Annotated in this window: 17 protein-coding genes; 6 read left to right on the forward strand and 11 right to left on the reverse strand. The window is 63.8% G+C overall.

From position 1 onward, the window contains the following. The first annotated feature begins 20 nt into the window (after nucleotides 1-20). Together fmt and truA are read left to right on the forward strand one after the other, a co-directional pair. Entirely contained in the window at nucleotides 21-956 is a 936-nt protein-coding gene (gene fmt, locus QM996_RS00295) for a methionyl-tRNA formyltransferase (protein WP_500268801.1), read from the forward strand. Beyond that, on the forward strand, nucleotides 956-1699 hold the full coding sequence (truA, locus tag QM996_RS00300) for a tRNA pseudouridine synthase A (RefSeq protein WP_500268802.1): 744 nt from the start codon (nucleotides 956-958) through the stop codon (nucleotides 1697-1699). The genes fmt and truA overlap by 1 nt, the downstream gene beginning before the upstream one ends. A 10-nt stretch (nucleotides 1700-1709) precedes the next feature. Here truA and QM996_RS00305 read toward each other — a convergent pair whose 3' ends face one another. From QM996_RS00305 to QM996_RS00325, 5 genes are all read right to left on the reverse strand, one after another. Continuing rightward, nucleotides 1710-2306, reverse strand: a complete 597-nt coding sequence (locus QM996_RS00305) for a hypothetical protein (RefSeq protein ID WP_500268803.1) — start codon at nucleotides 2304-2306, stop codon at nucleotides 1710-1712. After that, nucleotides 2293-3486, reverse strand: coding sequence for a succinyl-diaminopimelate desuccinylase (gene dapE / locus QM996_RS00310; RefSeq protein WP_500268804.1), 1194 nt, complete (start codon nucleotides 3484-3486; stop codon nucleotides 2293-2295). Before dapE ends, QM996_RS00305 begins: the two co-directional genes overlap by 14 nt. 204 nt (nucleotides 3487-3690) lie before the next feature. Continuing rightward, nucleotides 3691-6876: an efflux RND transporter permease subunit gene (locus QM996_RS00315; RefSeq protein WP_500268805.1), complete on the reverse strand. Its 3186-nt coding sequence runs from the start codon at nucleotides 6874-6876 to the stop codon at nucleotides 3691-3693. A gap of 128 nt (nucleotides 6877-7004) precedes the next feature. Beyond that, complete coding sequence (locus QM996_RS00320) at nucleotides 7005-8207, reverse strand: efflux RND transporter periplasmic adaptor subunit (RefSeq protein WP_500268806.1); 1203 nt, start codon at nucleotides 8205-8207, stop codon at nucleotides 7005-7007. An 84-nt stretch (nucleotides 8208-8291) separates the two neighbouring features. Further along, complete coding sequence (locus QM996_RS00325; RefSeq protein WP_500268807.1) at nucleotides 8292-9116, reverse strand: alpha/beta hydrolase family protein; 825 nt, start codon at nucleotides 9114-9116, stop codon at nucleotides 8292-8294. Nucleotides 9117-9256: 140 nt separating this feature from the next. Here QM996_RS00325 and QM996_RS00330 point away from each other — a divergent pair, with 140 nt between their 5' ends. Further along, nucleotides 9257-10168, forward strand: coding sequence for a LysR family transcriptional regulator (locus tag QM996_RS00330; RefSeq protein WP_500268808.1), 912 nt, complete (start codon nucleotides 9257-9259; stop codon nucleotides 10166-10168). Between the two features lie 3 nt (nucleotides 10169-10171). Here QM996_RS00330 and QM996_RS00335 read toward each other — a convergent pair whose 3' ends face one another. Then, the gene (locus tag QM996_RS00335; RefSeq protein WP_500268809.1) at nucleotides 10172-10594 is read right to left on the reverse strand and encodes a winged helix-turn-helix transcriptional regulator; all 423 of its coding nucleotides are present in this window, start codon (nucleotides 10592-10594) and stop codon (nucleotides 10172-10174) included. A gap of 56 nt (nucleotides 10595-10650) precedes the next feature. Here QM996_RS00335 and QM996_RS00340 point away from each other — a divergent pair, with 56 nt between their 5' ends. After that, nucleotides 10651-10968 (forward strand): DMT family transporter, encoded by a 318-nt coding sequence (locus QM996_RS00340; RefSeq protein WP_429811071.1) that lies wholly within the window; start codon nucleotides 10651-10653, stop codon nucleotides 10966-10968. Between the two features lie 201 nt (nucleotides 10969-11169). Here the strand turns inward: QM996_RS00340 and QM996_RS00345 are convergent, their stop codons facing one another. The 3 genes from QM996_RS00345 to dapD form a co-directional block, all read right to left on the reverse strand. Then, a complete protein-coding gene (locus tag QM996_RS00345; protein ID WP_500268810.1) occupies nucleotides 11170-13089 on the reverse strand; it encodes a DEAD/DEAH box helicase in 1920 nt (639 codons plus the stop codon). Between the two features lie 139 nt (nucleotides 13090-13228). Further along, a complete protein-coding gene (locus QM996_RS00350) occupies nucleotides 13229-13612 on the reverse strand; it encodes a DUF805 domain-containing protein (RefSeq protein WP_500268811.1) in 384 nt (127 codons plus the stop codon). Nucleotides 13613-13616: 4 nt separating this feature from the next. Beyond that, nucleotides 13617-14474 (reverse strand): 2,3,4,5-tetrahydropyridine-2,6-dicarboxylate N-succinyltransferase, encoded by an 858-nt coding sequence (dapD, locus tag QM996_RS00355; protein ID WP_173515384.1) that lies wholly within the window; start codon nucleotides 14472-14474, stop codon nucleotides 13617-13619. Nucleotides 14475-14979: 505 nt separating this feature from the next. On the opposite strand from dapD, the gene QM996_RS00360 reads away from it, so the two are divergent. Then, the gene (locus tag QM996_RS00360; RefSeq protein WP_500268812.1) at nucleotides 14980-15879 is read left to right on the forward strand and encodes an LOG family protein; all 900 of its coding nucleotides are present in this window, start codon (nucleotides 14980-14982) and stop codon (nucleotides 15877-15879) included. Nucleotides 15880-16078: 199 nt separating this feature from the next. Here QM996_RS00360 and QM996_RS00365 read toward each other — a convergent pair whose 3' ends face one another. Together QM996_RS00365 and QM996_RS00370 are read right to left on the reverse strand one after the other, a co-directional pair. Next, a complete protein-coding gene (locus QM996_RS00365; RefSeq protein ID WP_500268813.1) occupies nucleotides 16079-16603 on the reverse strand; it encodes an EF-hand domain-containing protein in 525 nt (174 codons plus the stop codon). Nucleotides 16604-16784: 181 nt separating this feature from the next. Then, entirely contained in the window at nucleotides 16785-17498 is a 714-nt protein-coding gene (locus QM996_RS00370) for an HAD family hydrolase (protein ID WP_500268814.1), read from the reverse strand. 154 nt (nucleotides 17499-17652) lie between these two features. On the opposite strand from QM996_RS00370, the gene QM996_RS00375 reads away from it, so the two are divergent. Next, a complete protein-coding gene (locus QM996_RS00375; RefSeq protein ID WP_500268815.1) occupies nucleotides 17653-18444 on the forward strand; it encodes a sterol desaturase family protein in 792 nt (263 codons plus the stop codon). Nucleotides 18445-18578: the final 134 nt, after the last annotated feature.

Here is an 18578-nt window from a genome sequence, read left to right on the forward strand (position 1 = left end):
AGAGGACGGAGTTCACCGCCTTGTCGCTTCGCATCATCTTCATGGGCACGCCCGAGTTTTCGGTGCCGACGCTGGCAGCACTCGCCGAAGCCGGCCATGAGATCGTCGCCGTCTACACGCAGCCGCCGCGACCGGGCGGTCGCCGCGGGCTCGATTTGCAGAAATCGCCGGTACATCAGGCGGCAGAGCTTCTCGGCGTTCCCGTGCTGACGCCGGTCAACTTCAAAGACGAGGCCGACCGCCAGACCTTCCGCGACTTCGACGCCGATGTCGCCGTGGTCGTCGCCTATGGCCTGCTTTTGCCGGAGGCGATTCTCACCGGCACCAAATACGGTTGCTACAACGGCCACGCCTCGCTCCTGCCGCGCTGGCGGGGTGCGGCGCCCATCCAGCGCGCCATCATGGCCGGCGATCACGAGACCGGCATGATGGTGATGAAGATGGACAAGGGGCTGGATACCGGCCCGGTCGCGCTGACCAAGGCGGTCCAGATCGGCGAGACGATGACGGCGGGCGAGTTGCACGACCGGCTGATGCTGGTCGGCGCTACCCTGATGCGGGAGGCGATGGCGAAGCTCGCGGCCGGCGATCTGCCGCTGACGGCGCAAGCCGAACAGGGCGTCGTCTACGCCCAGAAGATCAACAAGGCCGAAACCCGCATCGACTTCGCTCGTCCCGCCCGCGCGGTGCACGACCATATCCGCGGCCTGTCGCCCTTCCCGGGCGCCTGGTTCGAGCTCGAGATCGCCGGCAAGCCGGAACGCATCAAGGTGCTGAACTCGGAACCGGCCTCAGGCTCCGGCGAGCCCGGCATGGTGCTCGACGACAACCTCACGATCGCCTGCGGCGAAGCCGCGGTGCGGCTTACGCGCCTGCAGCGCGCCGGCGGCAAGGCGCTCGGCGCCGCCGACTTCCTGCGTGGAACGCCGGTGGCCGCCGCTACGAGGGTCGGCTGATGCCGCGGTTCAAGCTGACCGTCGAATATGACGGCTCGGACTATGTCGGCTGGCAGCGGCAGGACAACGGCCAATCCGTGCAAGGGGCGATCGAAAAGGCGATCCTGTCCTTGACCGGCGAGACCGTCTCGATCCGCGGCGCGGGCCGTACCGATTCCGGCGTGCACGCCAGCGGCCAGGTCATGCACGTCGATCTCACGCGGCCATGGAAACCCTATACGCTGCGCAACGCGCTGAACGCGCATCTGGGGCTTGCAGGCGAGCGGGTGGCGATCCTGGAAGCCGAAGAAGTGTCGCCGGAGTTCGACGCGCGCTTCTCGGCGCTGCGCCGACACTATCTCTACCGGATCATCTCACGGCCGGCGCCGCTGGCGCTCGAAGCCAGGCGCGCCTGGTGGGTGCCGAAGCCGCTCGACCACGTGGCGATGCACGAGGGCGCGCAGCGCCTCGTCGGCCATCACGATTTCACCACCTTCCGCTCCGCCCATTGCCAGGCGACGAGCCCGGTGCGCACGCTCGACCGGCTCGACGTTGCGCTCGTCGGCGGCGTCATCGAGATCCGCGCGACGGCGCAGAGCTTCCTGCACAACCAGATCCGCTCCTTCGCCGGCTCGCTGAAGCTGGTGGGCGAGGGCAAGTGGACGCCGGACGATCTGCAGGCGGCGCTCGAAGCGCGCGACCGCAAGGCCTGCGGCCCCGTAGCCCCGTCCGAGGGGCTTTATTTCCTTCAGGTGGATTATTGATCCCGAGGCTTTAGCTCGGGACCAGGCCGAAGAAGCGCTGCAAGAGATCGCCGATCATCATCGAGGGCAGCAGGAAGAGGGCGGTCAGCGCCGAGGCCAGCAGGGTCTGGTTACCCGTCACCATGCGCAAAAGCCGGAAGAGCACGGCGACGCTGACGACGAGCAGCGTCAGCCAGATCAGGCTCGTCAGGCCCTGGCTGCCGGGAATGGTGAGCCGTATCGCCGCCGGCATCGCCATCGCATAGGAAAGCGGCACGGAGAGCCAATTGGTGGTGACGACGATCGGCACGACGGCCCCGGCAAAACCGAGCGGGCGCGACAAAATGGCGATCAGCACCAGCGGCAGCAGCCAACTGACGAGATCGACGACGAGCAGTTTGAGGATAAAGCCGGCGCCAATGGTCGTGCCGGCGGGCATCGCCGAGAGATAATAAAGCCGCCAGGACGCCCAGGTGACGGCAATCGCCGGCAGGCACCAGAGCATCGACGTGAATGATCGCCAGAGGCCGCTCTCGCTGAAGTCGAGCCAGCGGAAGCCCTCCTCGTTGCCCTGCGTCAAGAGCCAGAGGCCCTTGATATAGGCAAGCACCTCGTCAAGCAGCGGCATGACCGAACCAGCTGTTGATGAAGGTCTCGTAGATATTGGTCAGGGTTTCAAGGTCGGCGACGGCGACGCGCTCGTCGACCATGTGCATGGTCTGGCCGACCAGGCCGAATTCGACCACCGGGCAATAGTCCTTGATGAAACGCGCATCCGAGGTGCCGCCCGTCGTCGACAGCTTCGGCTGCCGGCCGGTCACCGCCTCGACCGCACCGGAAAGCGAATCGATCAATGCGTTGTTGCGCGTCAGGAACACGTGGCTCGGCCGCTCGGCCCAGGTGATCTCGTAGCGGACGGGCGCACGATCCGGCCGCAGGCTGCCGGCAGCGGCCGCTCGGTCGAGCCGGGCGACGATTTCCGCCATCAGGCTTTCGGCGGTCCAGGTGTCGTTGAAACGGATGTTGAAGGCAGCCGACGCCTTGGCCGGAATGACGTTGACGGCGCCGTTGCCGACGTCGATCGTGGTTACTTCCAGGTTCGATGCCTGAAAACTCTCGGTGCCGTTGTCGAAGGGCGGATCCATCAGCGCCTGCGTCAGTTGCAGGATGCCGCGCACCGGATTGTCGGCGAGATGCGGATAGGCGGCATGTCCCTGCACGCCGTTGACGGTGATGCGGCCGGAGAGCGAGCCGCGCCGGCCGATCTTGATCATGTCGCCGAGGCTCTCCGGGTTGGTCGGTTCGCCGACCAGGCAGGCATCCCAGCGCTCGCCCTTCTCAGCCGCCCATTGCAAAAGCTTGGTGGTTCCGTTGATCGCCGGGCCTTCTTCGTCGCCGGTGATGAGGAAGGAGACCGAGCCCTTCGGGAGCCCGTGCTTTTCGATGTGGCGGGCGATCGCCGCGACGAAGCAGGCGATACCGCCCTTCATGTCGACGGCGCCGCGGCCGTACATCTCGCCGCCGGCGATCTCGGCCGAAAATGGCCCATGGCTCCAGGCGGCTTCGTCGCCGACCGGAACCACATCCGTATGGCCGGCGAACATCAGATGCGGGCCTTCGGTTCCGAGCCGCGCATAGAGGTTCTCGATATCGGGCGTGCCGACATCCTTGGCCACGACGCGATCGACCGCAAAGCCGAGCGGCTTCAGCATGGCTTCGAGGGCGGAAAGCGCTCCGCCTTCGGCCGGGGTGACCGAGGGGCAGAGAATGAGAGTGGCGAGATTGGCGATCGGATCGGTGGAGGTCATCTAACGCTATGCCGTCTGCATGGCCGCTGGGCCAAAGGAATGGAGGCTGCTGGTTTATCCGATCGCCAAGGAACTGTCACGTGGGATGGGAACCGTCATGCGGGACGCAAAACGGCGCCGCGCCTGGGCGGAGGCGCAGCGCCGCAGCTTCGACGGGCCGGAGTGATCCGGCCGCCTGAAGATCGCGAAAGGAGGGGAGGGGCCTTACTCGCCGGGCGCGAGATGCGGCGCTTCGATATGGGCTCCGGCGTGCTTCAGCGGCCGCTCGCCGGTGAGCTTGCGGATCAGCACGTAGAAGACCGGGGTCATGAAGATGCCGAAGGCGGTGACGCCGATCATGCCGGCAAAGACCGCGACACCCATGGCCGAGCGCATTTCCGCACCGGCGCCGGTGGACGTCACCAGCGGCACCACGCCCATGATGAAGGCCATCGAGGTCATCAGGATCGGGCGGAGACGCAGCCGGCTCGCCTCGATCGCAGCCTTGACCGGCGTGCTGCCCGACAGTTCCAGTTCGCGGGCGAACTCGACGATCAGGATGGCGTTCTTCGCCGACAGGCCGACCAGCACGATCAGACCGATCTGGGTGAAGACATTGTTGTCGCCGCCCGTCAGCCAGACGCCCACCAGCGCCGCCATGATGCCCATCGGTACGATCAGGATGATCGAGATCGGCAGCGTCAGGCTTTCATACTGGGCAGCGAGCACGAGATAGACGAGCAGCAGCGCCAGCGGGAAAACCAGGATGCCGGAGTTGCCGGCCAGGATCTGCTGGTAGGTCAGGTCGGTCCATTCGAAGCCGATGCCTGGCGGCAGCGTTTCGGCTGCGATCTTTTCGATGGCAGCCTGTGCCTGGCCGGAGGAGAAGCCCGGTGCCGGGCCGCCGTTGATGTCGGCGGACAGGAAGCCGTTGTAGCGGATCGCCCGCTCGGCGCCGACCGTCTGCTCGACCTTCAAGAGCGCCGACAGCGGGATCATCTCGCCGGACTGCGAACGGACCTTCAGCTTGCCGATGTCGTCGGCATGGCTGCGGTAGTTGGCGTCCGCCTGGATGCGCACGCTGTAGGTGCGGCCGAAGGCGTTGAAGTCGTTGACGTAGAGCGAGCCCAGATAGATCTGCAGCGTCTCGAAGACGTCGGTGACCGCCACGCCGAGCTGGCGCGCCTTGACGCGGTCGAGGTCGGCATAGAGCTGCGGCACGTTGATCTGGTAGCTCGAATAGAGCCCGGCCAGTTCCGGCGTCTGATGGGCCTTGGCGAGGAAAGCCTTGGCCGCCTCGTCGAGTGCCTGGTAGCCGAGACCGTTCTTGTCCTCGATCTGCAGCTTGAAGCCGCCGGTCGTGCCGAGACCCTGGACGGGCGGCGGCGGGAACATGGCGATGAAGGCATCCTGGATCGCGCCGAATTCCTGGTTGAGCTGCATGGCGATCGCGCCGCCTGAGAGCTCAGGCGTCTTGCGTTCCTCGAAGGGTTTCAGGGCGACGAAGACGATGCCGGAGTTCGACGAGTTGGTGAAGCCGTTGATCGACAGGCCCGGGAAGGCGATGGCGTTCTCGACGCCCGGGTGCTTCAGCGCAATCTCGCTCATGCGCTTGATCACGTCCTCCGACCGGTCGAGCGTCGCGGCATCCGGAAGCTGGGCGAAGCCGATCAGGTACTGCTTGTCCTGGGCCGGCACGAAGCCGCCGGGGATGGCGCGGAACAGCGTGAAGGTGACGCCGAGCAGCACGACATAGACGACCATGATAAGCGACTTGCGCGTCAGGATCCGGCCGACGCCGCGGCCATAGGCTTCCGAGCTCGCCCCGAAGAAGCGATTGAAGCCGCGGAAGAACCAGCCGAAGAGCTTGTCCATCGCCCGCGTCAGCCAGTCCTTCGGCGCATGATGGTCCTTGAGCAGAAGGGCGGCCAGCGCCGGAGACAGCGTCAGCGAGTTGAGCGCCGAGATGACGGTCGAGATCGCGATCGTCAGCGCGAACTGGCGGTAGAACTGGCCGGTGAGGCCGGTGATGAAGGCGAGCGGCACGAAGACGGCGACGAGCACCAGCGCGATGGCGATGATCGGACCGGAGACTTCCTGCATGGCGCGATAGGTCGCCTGAACCGGCGACAGGCCCTGCTCGATGTTGCGTTCGACGTTTTCCACCACGACGATCGCGTCGTCGACGACGATGCCGATCGCCAGCACCAGGCCGAAGAGGCTGAGCGCGTTGATCGAGAAGCCGAAGACATACATCACCGCGAAGGTGCCGACGATCGACACCGGCACGGCGACGAGCGGGATGATCGAGGCGCGCCAGGTCTGCAGGAAGACGATGACGACGATGACGACGAGAGCGATCGCTTCGAGCAGCGTGTGGATGACCGACTCGATCGAGGCGCGCACGAACTGCGTGGTGTCGTAGACGATCTCGTAGTCGACGCCTTCGGGCATGGTGAGCTTCAGCTCGGCCATGGCCTTGTGCACGTTTTCCGAGATCTGGATCGCGTTCGAGCCCGGTGCCTGGAAAATGCCCATGCCGACGGCCGGCTTGTTGTCGAGCAACGAGCGCAGCGAATAATCGGCGGCACCCATCTCGACGCGGGCGACGTCACCGAGGCGGGTGACTTCGCCATTGGCGCCGGACTTGACGACGATGTTGGCGAAATCCTCAGGGGTCTGCAGGCGGCCTTGCGCGTTGACTGAAAGCTGCAGGTCGAGGCCCGGAACGGACGGCGAGGCGCCGATGACACCGGCCGCCGCCTGGACGTTCTGGCCGCGCACCGCATTGGCGATGTCGCTCGCCGCCAGGCCGCGTTCGGCGGCCTTCTGCGGGTCGATCCAGACGCGCATCGAATAGTCGCCGCCGCCGAAGATCTGGACCTGGCCGACGCCTTCGATGCGGGCCAGCCGATCCTTGACGTTCAACACACCGTAGTTGCGCAGATAGTTGATGTCATATTGCCCGTTCGGCGAGATCAGGTGCACCACCAGGGTTAGGTCGGGCGAGCTCTTGACGGTGGTGACGCCGAGGCGGCGCACCTCCTCGGGCAGTCGCGGCTCGGCCTGCGAGACGCGGTTCTGCACGAGCTGCTGGGCCTGGTCCGGATCGGTGCCGAGCTCGAAGGTGACGGTGAGCGTCATCAGGCCGTCGGCCGTCGCCTGGCTCTGCATGTAGAGCATGCCTTCGACGCCGTTGATCTGTTCTTCTAGCGGGGTTGCCACCGTTTCGGCGATGACCGCCGGGTTGGCGCCCGGATATTGCGCACGCACGACGATCTGCGGCGGCACGACTTCGGGATATTCCGAGATCGGCAGACCGGTCATGCCGATCAGGCCGGCCACGAAGATCAGGACCGAAAGAACGCCCGCGAAGACCGGGCGGTCGACGAAGAAGCGTGAGAAATTCATAATATCCCCCTTGGGACGCGTTCGGGCAGACCTCGGGCTTCCGCGGCAAAATCCTCGCCGCGCGGCCATGTCTGCTGAGTGATGCCTGGGTTGGCGGACCCTTCGCACCAGGCGAAGGGTCGACTAAATCATTTGGCGATCGAGGCGGTCGTTTCCTCGACCTGCTGCGGCGCCACGACGACGCCGGGGCGGACCCGCTGCAGGCCGTTGATGACGATGTTCTCGCCGGACTTCAGGCCGCTTTCGACGATGCGCAGACCGTCGGAATTCGGGCCGAGTTTCACCTGGCGATACTCGACCTTGTTGTCGGTGCCGACGACGAAGACGAACTTCTTGTCCTGGTCGGAGCCGATGGCGCGGTCGCTGATCACGAGCTTTTCCTCGGGGTCCGGCTCGCCGATGCGGATGCGGACGAACTGTCCGGGGATCAGCTTGCCGTCGGCGTTTTCGAGCGCCGCGCGTACCCGGATCGTACCGGTTGCCGCATCCACCTCGTTGTTGATGAGCTGGATATGGCCGGTGATCGGCGTGCCCTCGTCGGCGGCGGTGCCGACCTGGACCGGAAGGCGTTCGATCGCGTTGCCGCCGGCCGAAGCCGCGAGCTTGGCGAGCGCCGTCGTGACGACCTCTTCGCTGGCGTTGAAGCTCGCATAGATCGGGTCGACCGAGACGAGCGTCGTCAGCACGGGCGAGGCGGAACCGGCGGCGACCAGGTTGCCGGCAGTCACGTCGAGCCGGCCGACGCGGCCGGAGATCGGCGCGCGCACCTCGGTATATTGCAGGTCGAGTTCGGCGGTGCGCAGAGCCGCCTTGGCCGAGCGTACCTCTGCCTGGGCTTCGTCATAGGCGCTGGCGCGTTGGTCGACGCCGCTCTGCGGAATGGCGCTGGTGGTCACCAGCTTGCGGCCGCGCTCGAGTTCGATCTTGGCAAGTGCGACGCGCGCTTCGGCTGCTTCGACCTGGGCCTTCGCCCGTTCGACGGCCGCCGCATAGGGCTCCGGATCGATCGTCACCAGGAGATCGCCCTGTTTGACGAGCGCGCCTTCGCGGAAGTGCGCCTTGAGGACGGCGCCGCCGACGCGCGGGCGAACCTCGACGCGCTCGATCGCTTCGAGCCGGCCTGAGAATTCTTCCCAGGTGGTGATGCGCTTGGACTGCGCCCGCGCCACCGAAACCGGCACGGCCGGAGGTGGCGCCGCGGCGGTCTCGGTGGCGGCGTCGGCCTCGAAATGCTGCGGCAAGCCGAGCATGACGGCACCACCGCCGGCGACAGACAAAAGGATACTCAGGCCGGCGCCCCAGAGGGCCCGACGGGTCACTGTCGATGTCATCTTTTCTCTCCTTGCCGGTTGGGAGCCGGCGCTTTGCTTTCGATGTCAGATCAAGGGAATGGGCTGGGTGACCGCCGCCCTTGTCTAACGCACCGTCATTTCCGCCGGCTTTGCCCCCGTCTTCTGGAAGAAGCGAGAGAAAATGCCGGTAATTTCTTGCTGCTGTGCCGGCCAGCCTTCGCCGGAAGCCGCGCTCTGCGGCAACCATCCGGCTCGTCCGGGCAGGACATGGGACTCAACCATCACGCCTGCCCTGCGCAGACGCTCGGCATAGGCTTCAGCCTCGTCGCGCATCGGACACTCTTCGCTGGTCACGATCAGCGAAGGTACGAGGCCGGCAAGCCGCGTGCAGTGGGCCGGCGCGGCGTAAGGATGGGTGAAGCCACCGCTTTGCCCGAGGTAACGCTGCCAGCCGTCGGCGATCGATTGCGCCGAGGACTGCGGACAGTATTGCCGGAACGATTCCGTCGCCAGGCAAGGGTCGAGCATCGGCGACAGCAGGATCTGGCCCTTGAGATCGGTCAGATACTGGTCACGCGCCATCAGCGCGGCGCCGGCGGCAACATTGCCGCCTGCCTCTTCGCCGGCCACGAACAGCGACGACTTCTTGTGCGCGAACTGCGGGCAGCGCGAGCGCATCGACGACAGCATGGCGTAGGCGACGTCGAGCGCCGCGGGAAATGGATTGAGGCAGGCCGCGGAATATTCCGGAGAGATCACCACCGCTCCAGCCGCCGCGAGCGCCTCGGCGACGCGCTCGCCGGCGGCGATCGTTCCGCCGACGAAGGAGCCGCCGTGCAGGTGCAACACGACCGGCGGCGGATTGAGCAAAGCTTCGCCGCGGTAGACGCGTGCCGTGCAGCAGCCTTGGCCGGTCTGCATCGTCTCCACTTTGAACAGTTCGCCCATCTCTCTTGCCTTCGGCCAGAGGCCAACCCACATGTGGCGACAACACACCACGATGGGAGCATATCATTGTCTGCCGTCTGGAATAGTCTCTTCTATCTGATTACACTATTCGTATTCTCGAACAATTTCGGCTCTTGAAAATGGACCAGCTCACGGCCATGCGCGCGTTTCTCCGGGTTGTCGAAACCGGGAACTTCACGCGCGCTTCCGCGTCGCTCAGCATGCCCAAGGCAACGCTGACCAATCTCATCCAGGGGCTGGAGGCGCATCTGCGCACGAAGCTCCTGAACCGCACCACCCGCCGCGTGCTGGTGACGCCGGACGGTGCGCTCTACTACGAGCGGGCGGCACGCCTTTTGACCGACCTCGATGAACTCGACGGCAGCCTTTCCAGCGCCCAGAGCTTGCCGAAGGGGCGATTGCGTGTCGAGACGGCGGGTGCCTTCGCCAATCTGATCATCGTCCCAGCACTTCCTGAGTTCAATCGCAAGTATCCGGACATCCAGATCGATCTCGGTGTTTCCGACCGGACGGTCGACTATCTCGCGGAGAACGTCGATTGCGCCATCCGGGGCGGTGCTCTGACGGACCAGTCACTGATCGCTCGGCGCATTACGGAGATGAAATTCGTCACCTGCGCCTCGCCGGAATATCTGAAGCGCCACGCAATGCCACAGCATCCTTCCGACCTCGCAAAGAATTGCTCCGTCGTCGGTTATTTCATGCCGAAGACCGGCCAGCAGATGCCCTACCATTTCCGCCGCGGGAACGAAGAGATGGAGATCCAGGGCCGTTACAGCGTCGCGGCCAACGAGGCGACGACCTATCTCGCCGCCGCGCGCGCCGGATTGGGTGTCATCCAAGTGCCCCTCTTCATGGTGCGCGACGATCTGCATGCCGGCACGATGATCCCGGTGCTCACTGATTGGCAGATCGATCCGGAGCCGATCTACCTTGTCTATCCACCGAACCGGCACTTGAGCAGCCGGCTGCGCGTCTTTGCCGACTGGGTGGTAAAGGTCGTCGCCCAGTCGCAGCTCGACGCGGGGTGAGCCTCACCCGCCGCGTTTGGCGTCGTAGTGTTCACGTGCCGCGTCCAGCGCGCCGAAGTGTGTCTCCGCCCAGCGATCGAGCACCAGCAGCGTTTCGCTGAGCGACCGGCCGACCGGGCTCAGGCTGTATTCCACATGCGGCGGCACGGTCTTCTTGTCCTCGCGAATGACGAGGCCGTTGCGCTCCAGCTCCTTCAGCGTCTGCGTCAGCATCTTCTGCGAAATATCGCCGAGCCTCCGCATCAGCGCGGCATTGCGCATCGGCCCGCCTTCGAGCGCCGAAAGGATCAGCATCGGCCACTTGCCGGCGATCAGTTCCAGTGCATGGCGTGACGAACAGGTCGGATCGAAGACGTCGGGGACGGAGGTCACGGGCGCTGGCTTGTCGTGATTTTCCATAGTTACCAAAAGGTGCGTAATTGTCATTCGGTGCCTATGCTACCAGCTTGTTCGTCATGTGAGAATTCCAAACGGAGACGAACATGGCATGGATCATTCTGATAGCGGCGAGCCTCATCGAGATCGTCATGGGCTTGGCACTGAAATATGCGGAGGGCTGGACCAAGCTGGTGCCGAGCGCCATCGGCATCGCCGCTGCTCTCGGCAGCGTCTATCTCCTGACGATTGCGATGCGTGACCTGCCAGCAGGCACGGCCTATGCCGCCTGGACCGGCATCGGTTCGGTCGGCATCACAGTGCTCGGCATCGTGCTCTTCGGCGACCCGGTCTCCTGGATGCGCATCACCTGTATCGCGATGATCATCGTCGCCGTCGCCGGCCTGCGCTTCCTGGAAGCCTGAGCCAACATCGCTCAGAACCCTATCCACGAAAAAAGCGCCGCGATCGGCTCGCGGCGCTTTTTGACTGGCTGTGAACTCTGTCGCGTCGGCTTAGATCACGATGATTTTGGGTCGGGTCGACCCAAAACCATCAATGTGATCGATTCTAATAAGTTGGAGCGGGATGCGGGCGGAAAACCGACACACTTTCCTCATCCCGCTCTAGCCCTGGCGGTTCTTGGCGTTGCCCTTGGATTTGGCCTTGGGCTTGAAGCCGCCGTCCTTGCCGCCTTGCGGCTTGTCCTTCTTCTTGTTGCTCCAGGGCTTATCGGCAGCCTTTGCCGGCGGGCGATCTTCGGTATAGGCCGGACCGTCGGTATAGCCGGCCTTTTTTTCGAACTTGCGCTTCGGCTTGAAGTCCTTGCGCTCGTCGCGCGGGCCGTCCTCTGGGCGCGGGCGCTTCTTGGCGAAGACCGGCTTTTCCTGACGCTGCTGCGAAAGATCGGGCGCACCCGCCAGCGGCTTCACGCGGATGCCCTTTTCCAGCGTCTTGTCCTTGCCGATCGCCGACAGGAAGCGCTCGGCGCCTTCGGCCGTCATCTCGACGAAGGTCTCTTCCTGCTGCATGCGGATGGCGCCGATGTCGCGCTTGGTCAGCTTGCCATGACGGCAGAGCATCGGGATCAGCCAGCGCGGCTCGGCACTCTGCTTGCGGCCGACCGACAGCGAGAACCAGCTACCGTCGCTGAAATCGGCGCGCTCGGCGCCGAAATCCTCACGCGGTCCGGTGCGTTCGTCCCGGCGCGGCTTGGCGCGGCTGTCGCCAACGGCGACCTCGACCAGGTCCTCCGGGGCCGAACGTCCCGAGCGGAACTGGCGCACGAAGGCGGCGGCCATCTGTTCGGCGCCGTGCCGCTCGAGCAAAGCCGCCACGATCGCCTGTTCGTCTTCGCGGATCGGCTCGACAAAGCTCGTATCGGCAAGCAGGCGCTCGTCGTCACGCTGGCTGACTTCGTCGGCCGACGGTGGCCGCGCCCAGGTCGCGGTAATCCGGCCGCCGTCGAGCAGCCGCTCGGCCTTGCGGCGCTGGTTGACTGGCACGATCAGTGCGCTGACGCCCTTCTGGCCCGCGCGTCCGGTGCGGCCGCTGCGGTGAAGCAGCGTCTCGGAGTTGGTCGGGAGATCCGCGTGAATGACCAGTTCCAGGCCCGGCAGGTCGATGCCGCGGGCGGCGACGTCGGTGGCGATGCAGACGCGGGCGCGGCCGTCGCGCATGGCCTGCAGGGCATGGGTGCGCTCGTTCTGGCTGAGTTCGCCCGAGAGCGCCACGACCGAGAAGCCGCGGTTGTTGAAGCGGGCGGTCAGATGGTTGACCGCGGCGCGCGTCGAACAGAAGACGATCGCGTTTCTGGCCTCGTAGTAGCGCAGCACGTTGATGATCGCGTTTTCACGATCGTTCGGCGCCACCGTCAGGGCGCGATACTCGATATCGACATGCTGCTTCTGTTCCGAAGCGGTGCTGATGCGCACGGCATCGCGCTGGTAGTTCTTGGCAAGCGTGGCGATCGATTTCGGCACGGTTGCCGAGAACATCAGGGTGCGACGATCGTCAGGCGATTCCTCGAGGATGAATTCGAGATCCTCGCGGAAACCGAGGTCGAGCATCTCGTCGGCCTCGTCGAGCACGATGGCGCGGAGCGACGAAATGTCGAGCGAGTTGCGGCGGATATGGTCGCAGAGACGTCCGGGGGTGCCGACGACAATGTGCGCGCCGCGCTCCAGCGCCCGCTTCTCGGTGCGCATGTCCATGCCGCCGACGCAGGAAGCGATGGTCGCGCCGGTCTCACCGTAGAGCCATTCGAGCTCGCGCTTGACCTGCAGCGCCAGTTCGCGCGTCGGCGCGATCGCCAGCGCCAGCGGTGCGGCGGCCGGGCCGAAGCGGCGCTCGTCGCCGAGCAAGGTCGGCGCCAGCGCCAGGCCGAAGGCGACCGTCTTGCCGGAGCCGGTCTGCGCCGAGACGAGTGCGTCCCTGTCGGCGAGTTCCGGATCGCGCATCGCCTTTTGAACGGGCGTCAATTCGTTGTAACCGCGTTTTGCCAACGCCTCGGCGATCGCAGGCGCGATCCCTTCGAACTCAATCATATCTTGTCTTTCGGATTTCGGTCGTCATGCCCTGGACGATCGGATCGTCACGGGCGCCAATTGCCGCGGCCAACACGTCGCGGGCCTGTCATGGCGCGCTACATACGCGGTCGCGCGGTTCTTGTACAGGGGCGAACGGTCAGGGGCCGGGTTCGTCGCTATGGACGCCGAACTCATTCGGTCCCGGCTCTCCCGGCCACAGGCAAAGAGCAATGAAAACCACGGGGCTCAGGACAGGAATGAAGAGGCAAAGCGACAGCGGGCCAGGGTAGCCGATATCGTGCAGGCGCTTGATCGCCAGCATGGCGATCGACGGCAGCGAAACGAGAGCCGAGACGACGAATGCCAGCGTCCAAAGGGCCAGCGCCGTCTCGTGTTCTTCGTTGGCGACCATCCTGGCGACGACAAAACCGCCGATCAGGAACCAGAACAGCCACGATAGAAAGAAGGGCAGGCGACCGATGCGACCGGAGGGGCTGAAGAACAGCCAGGTCATGCTCGGCTGTGGCCCCTCCGGTGTCATCGCATCAGTCTCGAAGCAGTTCGTTGATGCCGGTCTTCGAGCGGGTCTTCTCGTCGACGCGCTTGACGATGACAGCGCAATAGAGGTTGGGCGCCGGCTGGCCGTTGGCCATGGTTGAGCCTGACGGCATCGAACCGGCAACGACGACGGAGTAAGGGGGAACCTCGCCGTAGGTCACTTCGCCGGTGGCGCGGTCGACGATCTTGGTCGACTTACCGATGAAGACACCCATGCCGAGAACGGAACCCTCACGCACGATGCAGCCTTCGACGACTTCCGAGCGGGCGCCGATGAAGCAATTATCCTCGATGATCGTCGGGCCGGCCTGCATCGGCTCCAGAACGCCGCCAATGCCGACGCCGCCCGAAAGATGCACGTTCTTGCCGATCTGGGCACAGGAGCCGACGGTCGCCCAGGTATCGACCATCGTGCCTTCACCGACATAGGCGCCGAGGTTGACGAAGGAGGGCATCAGGATCGCATTGGGGGCGATATAGGCCGAGCGGCGTACGACGCAATTCGGAACGGCGCGGAAGCCGGCCTTCTCGAACTCGTTGACGCTCCAGCCGTCGAACTTCGACGGTACCTTGTCCCACCAGACGGACTGGCCCGGGCCACCCTTGACGATCTCCATCGGGTTGAGGCGGAAGGACAGGAGCACCGCTTTCTTCAGCCATTGATTGACCGTCCACACGCCATCCTCGCCGCGCTGAGCGACACGGGCCTTGCCACTGTCGAGCAGGTTGAGCGCCGTCTCGACGGCATCGCGCACCGGGCCGCGCGTAGCGGTGTTCACGGAATCGCGGTCTTCAAAGGCGGTCTCGATCGTCTGCGACAGGGAGGCGAGGTCGTGGTTGGTCATCGGAATTCCTTAAAGTTCGGCGGTTATCCTGCGAAAGCTCTACTGCATAATTCCTTAAATCGGAATCGATTTGAGGACAAAATAATGCAGCAGGTCTACAGCGCCGCGCGTCTTATCAGACGCGCAAAAGGTCGCTGTAGCACTTTGAGTTGCTGCATGTTTTTGTCCTTTAATCGGCTACGATTAAAGGAAACATGCAGTAGGCGTCGCGCGACCTTGGCGTGTGCGGAAGAACGCGCGGCCCTTCGGAGCGTGATCCTGAAAAGTTGAAGGGCTTTTCAGGTCCCTTGGGCCGCGAGGGCTTGGCAAAGTCGGGCGACTCCGGCACTACAGCGCCGCGCACCTGTGCGAGATGCGCAAGGGCCGCGGCAGCGCCTTGGTCTGCTGCGCCATTTCCGGATCCGATCCAGGAAATGCGCATACGGCCTTCATGATCGAGAAATGAGGATAGGACGCGTCTGGACGAGATGCCGATTGTCCGGAACGCGACGGGAAAGACGACACGATGGCACGCATGAAGAAGCGCGCCCTGCGCCGCAAGGACGGGGTCTGGGATCCACTGGCCGACAGCTCGCAGAGCCGGCAGCGAGTGCTGACGGTTCCGGTCACGCCACAGTCGGCCTCGCCCTCCTATCGTCTCGCCTATATCGACGACGATTTCCTTTGCCGCGAGGAATTGCGTCCGGTGCGGCTGCAACTCGAATTGTTGAAGACCGAAATGATGCTGGAAGAACGCGGCATCAACTCGACCGTTGTGATGTTCGGCGGCGCCCGCATTCCCGAGCCCGGCGGCGACGCCTGGGCGGCAAAGAACGAGAGGCAGCGCAAGAACCTCGAAGCCGCCTCGGTCTATTACGAAGAAGCGCGCAAGTTCGCACGGATTTGCTCCGAGCATTCGGCCAAGCTGCACTACAAGGAATATGTGATCGTCACAGGCGGTGGACCGGGCGTGATGGAGGCGGGCAACCGCGGCGCCGACGATGTCGGTGCACCGTCGATCGGCCTCAACATCGTGCTGCCGCACGAGCAGGCGCCGAACCGCTTCGTGACGCCGGAACTGTCTTTCAACTTCCACTACTTCGCCATCCGCAAGATGCATTTCCTCTTGCGCGCCAAGGCCGTCACCGTCTTCCCCGGTGGTTTCGGTACGCTCGATGAACTCTTTGAAACGATGACGCTGATGCAGACCGGGCGCCTCGCGCTGGTGCCGCTCGTTCTCTTCGGCGAAAAGTTCTGGCGTTCGATCATCAATTTCGAGGCGCTTGCCGAGTTCGGCACGATCGCACCCAATGACATTGATCTGGTGCATTTCGTCGAAACGGCGGAAGAGGCCTGGGAGATCATTTCCCGCTTCTATGAAACCGTCGATCCGAAGTCGGTGCCGATGGCGAACGGACGACGCTAATTTAGAGCATCCCGCTCCCGGTCGGCCTCATCTTCGTCAGTTGAAACGACAATGCCGTGCTCCATAGCTGGTGCACGGCATTGTCGTTTGGGAGGATCCGGAGTTCACGCCTCCCCCTGGCAATCGCGTCCGATGCGAGGGGGAGGCGCCACGCAGACGACACGCTCTACCGGGCAGGAGAGGGCGTCGTCATCCGGGCTCAGATCTTTCTGGTGAAGTCTGCGGCGTCGATGACACCGTCGCCGTTCTTGTCACGGCGCTTGAACATGGCCTCGGCGGCGCTTGAAACTTCGCTGGTGCTCAGGGAGCCGTTGCCGTCGGTGTCGACACGCTTGAAGGCTTTCGGTCGCAGACCCGGCAGCATGGCGGGGTGAACTTCCTTAAGCTTCGCAAGGGCCGTTTCGCGCTCCGTGCCGCTCTTGTCCTTGGCCTCGCGCCAGGCTTTGCGCGCCTCGCGGAAGGCTTCGCGCTTTGCCTTCATCTCGTCGGCGCTGATCTGGCCATCACCGTTGGCGTCGAAGGTTTTGAAGTTGGTGGCGACATGCGCCTGGAACTCGGCAAGCGAAACCTTCTGGTCTTTGTTGCCGTCGAGCCGCTGGATCATGCGCTCGGCCCGCTGTTCCGGCGTCATCTTTTCGCGCGCTGCAAAGGAAGGGGCGGCCATTCCGGTGACGGCTATAGCCAGCGCGGTCACACCGAGGATCAGGGTCTTCTTCGACATCATGCTTCCTTTCGATCGGGTTGTCCTGATCGAAAGGATAGCCGGAGGCGTGCGCTGCACCAGTTAAACTTTTGTAATTTAAGTCATTGGCCGAAAAGGGGTTTTTCGGAGGCCGAATTGTGTCGAAGCGGGATGGGAAAGTGCTTGCGGGCCTTCGCCCGCTTCCCGCTCCACTCGCCGCGGTCTAGAGATCGGTGACCAGACGGCGCAGGAAACCGGTGAGATCTTCCGTCACGTAGTCGATCTGCTCGTCCGTGTCGTTCGACTTTTCCCAGGATTCGGCAAAGGTGTATTCGAGATTGCGCGGCACCAGCAGCACCGTCGTCATCCCGAGCGCCTTCGGCACCAGGAGGTTGCGCGGCAGATCCTCGAACATCGCGGCATTCCGGGTATCGACCCGGTGCAGGCTCATGAACTTGTCATAGGTTTCACCCGCCGGCTTCGGTACGAAATCGGCAGCGACGATGTCGAAGATATCGTCGAAATGATCGAGAATCCCGAGCGCCCGTGCCGTCATCTCCGCATGGGCGACACTGCCGTTGGTGAATATGAACTTGCGGCCCGGAAGCGACCTGATGGCTTCGCCGAGCGCCGGATCCGGCGGAACGATCGAGTAGTCGATCGCATGCGCCTGCTCAAGAAACTCGTTCGGGTCGACGCCGTGATTGACCATCAGGCCTTTGAGCGTCGTGCCGTGGTCGCGGTAGTAGTCTTTCTGCAGCTTCTTCGCATCGGCCGGGTCCAGCGACAAGAGCTGCGCCACATAGGCCGTCATGTTGCGGTCGATCTGCGCGAACAGATTGACGTGGTGCGGATAGAGCGTGTTGTCGAGGTCGAACACCCAGTCGGTGACATGGGCGAAGTCGGAATGGTGCGGCAGGCGATCGAGCTTTTTCATGACCGCCTTATGACATGGGGAAAGGTGGCGGCAAATGAGAAAAATGCAAATCGCTGCTCGGGCCGCAATGCCGGCGCATGGAATTCCACTTTGAATTGTCGAAACGGCGTGGCATCTTCCGGCACGCGGTTTTGGCTCGGGGATGCAGGTGCCAATGTCGGACGAACTGTTCTATCTGCTTTTCCTGTTCGGGTTCTATACGTTCACCGTCGTCACCTACTTTGCCCTTGGCTACGGCCTGACGTGGTTCAACGAACGCAATCCCGAGCGAAAAATCCAGAAGGGGCGCGGCTCCGACAAGCCGCGCAACGCCGAAATCCGCCAGAGCCTGGCGTCGATGTTCAGCGCCTGCCTGCCGCTGACGATCGGCCTCTACACCCAGCAGAAGGGCTGGGCACCGGCGCCCTGGGCCCTCAATTGGTGGGCGGCAGTACCGCTCTTCGTATTGTGCATGTTCCTCTACGACACCTGGTTCTATTTCATGCACCGGTTGCTGCACACCAAGTGGCTCTATCCGCTGCATGCCCTGCACCACAAAAGCGTCGCGCCAACGATCTGGAGCACCTATTCGGAGGATGTCTTCGACAACTTCCTCTTGCAGAGTTACTCGGCCGTCGTCGTTTTCATCATCCCGTTTCCGCCCGCGATCCTCATCGGGCATCGGCTGTTCGAACATTTCAACGGCATGTTCGGGCATTGCGGCTTCGAATATTTCGCAGCATCGACGGCGCGTTACCCTTCGCCGTTGTTGTGTACGACGTTCCACGATCAGCACCATTCCGCGTTCCGCTACAACTATGGCAACTATTTCTCGTTCTGGGACCGCGTGCTGGGCACGATCTCGCCGCACTACGATCAGCGGGTGAAGACGTTTGAAGAAGAAGCGCCCCCGCTCACCTTCAAGCAGGTCAATCCTCCCGTGGAGGCCGCCGAAAAGGCAGACTGAACGCCGTGAGACGGAGTTCTTGGCAACGGCCGGACCCGCGTGTTAGATGGCCCGATCTTCCTTGCAACAGTGAAGTGATCCAACGCTCTGAAATTGCGTAATTTCAGGCGAACGACCGTTTCACGCTCCTCCTG

The organism is Sinorhizobium chiapasense (assembly GCF_045277575.1).
Lineage (GTDB): Bacteria > Pseudomonadota > Alphaproteobacteria > Rhizobiales > Rhizobiaceae > Ensifer > Ensifer chiapasense_A.

What these genes read in the sequence shown, in the direction of transcription:
- truA (WP_500268802.1), top strand. Translation starts at nt 956, where the DNA reads ATGCCGCGGTTCAAGCTGACCGTCGAATATGACGGCTCGGACTATGTC.
- QM996_RS00305 (WP_500268803.1), bottom strand. Translation starts at nt 2,306, where the DNA reads ATGCCGCTGCTTGACGAGGTGCTTGCCTATATCAAGGGCCTCTGGCTC.
- dapE (WP_500268804.1), bottom strand. Translation starts at nt 3,486, where the DNA reads ATGACCTCCACCGATCCGATCGCCAATCTCGCCACTCTCATTCTCTGC.
- QM996_RS00315 (WP_500268805.1), bottom strand. Translation starts at nt 6,876, where the DNA reads ATGAATTTCTCACGCTTCTTCGTCGACCGCCCGGTCTTCGCGGGCGTT.
- QM996_RS00320 (WP_500268806.1), bottom strand. Translation starts at nt 8,207, where the DNA reads ATGACATCGACAGTGACCCGTCGGGCCCTCTGGGGCGCCGGCCTGAGT.
- QM996_RS00325 (WP_500268807.1), bottom strand. Translation starts at nt 9,116, where the DNA reads ATGGGCGAACTGTTCAAAGTGGAGACGATGCAGACCGGCCAAGGCTGC.
- QM996_RS00330 (WP_500268808.1), top strand. Translation starts at nt 9,257, where the DNA reads ATGGACCAGCTCACGGCCATGCGCGCGTTTCTCCGGGTTGTCGAAACC.
- QM996_RS00335 (WP_500268809.1), bottom strand. Translation starts at nt 10,594, where the DNA reads ATGACAATTACGCACCTTTTGGTAACTATGGAAAATCACGACAAGCCA.
- QM996_RS00340 (WP_429811071.1), top strand. Translation starts at nt 10,651, where the DNA reads ATGGCATGGATCATTCTGATAGCGGCGAGCCTCATCGAGATCGTCATG.
- QM996_RS00345 (WP_500268810.1), bottom strand. Translation starts at nt 13,089, where the DNA reads ATGATTGAGTTCGAAGGGATCGCGCCTGCGATCGCCGAGGCGTTGGCA.
- QM996_RS00350 (WP_500268811.1), bottom strand. Translation starts at nt 13,612, where the DNA reads ATGACACCGGAGGGGCCACAGCCGAGCATGACCTGGCTGTTCTTCAGC.
- dapD (WP_173515384.1), bottom strand. Translation starts at nt 14,474, where the DNA reads ATGACCAACCACGACCTCGCCTCCCTGTCGCAGACGATCGAGACCGCC.
- QM996_RS00360 (WP_500268812.1), top strand. Translation starts at nt 14,980, where the DNA reads ATGGCACGCATGAAGAAGCGCGCCCTGCGCCGCAAGGACGGGGTCTGG.
- QM996_RS00365 (WP_500268813.1), bottom strand. Translation starts at nt 16,603, where the DNA reads ATGATGTCGAAGAAGACCCTGATCCTCGGTGTGACCGCGCTGGCTATA.
- QM996_RS00370 (WP_500268814.1), bottom strand. Translation starts at nt 17,498, where the DNA reads ATGAAAAAGCTCGATCGCCTGCCGCACCATTCCGACTTCGCCCATGTC.
- QM996_RS00375 (WP_500268815.1), top strand. Translation starts at nt 17,653, where the DNA reads ATGTCGGACGAACTGTTCTATCTGCTTTTCCTGTTCGGGTTCTATACG.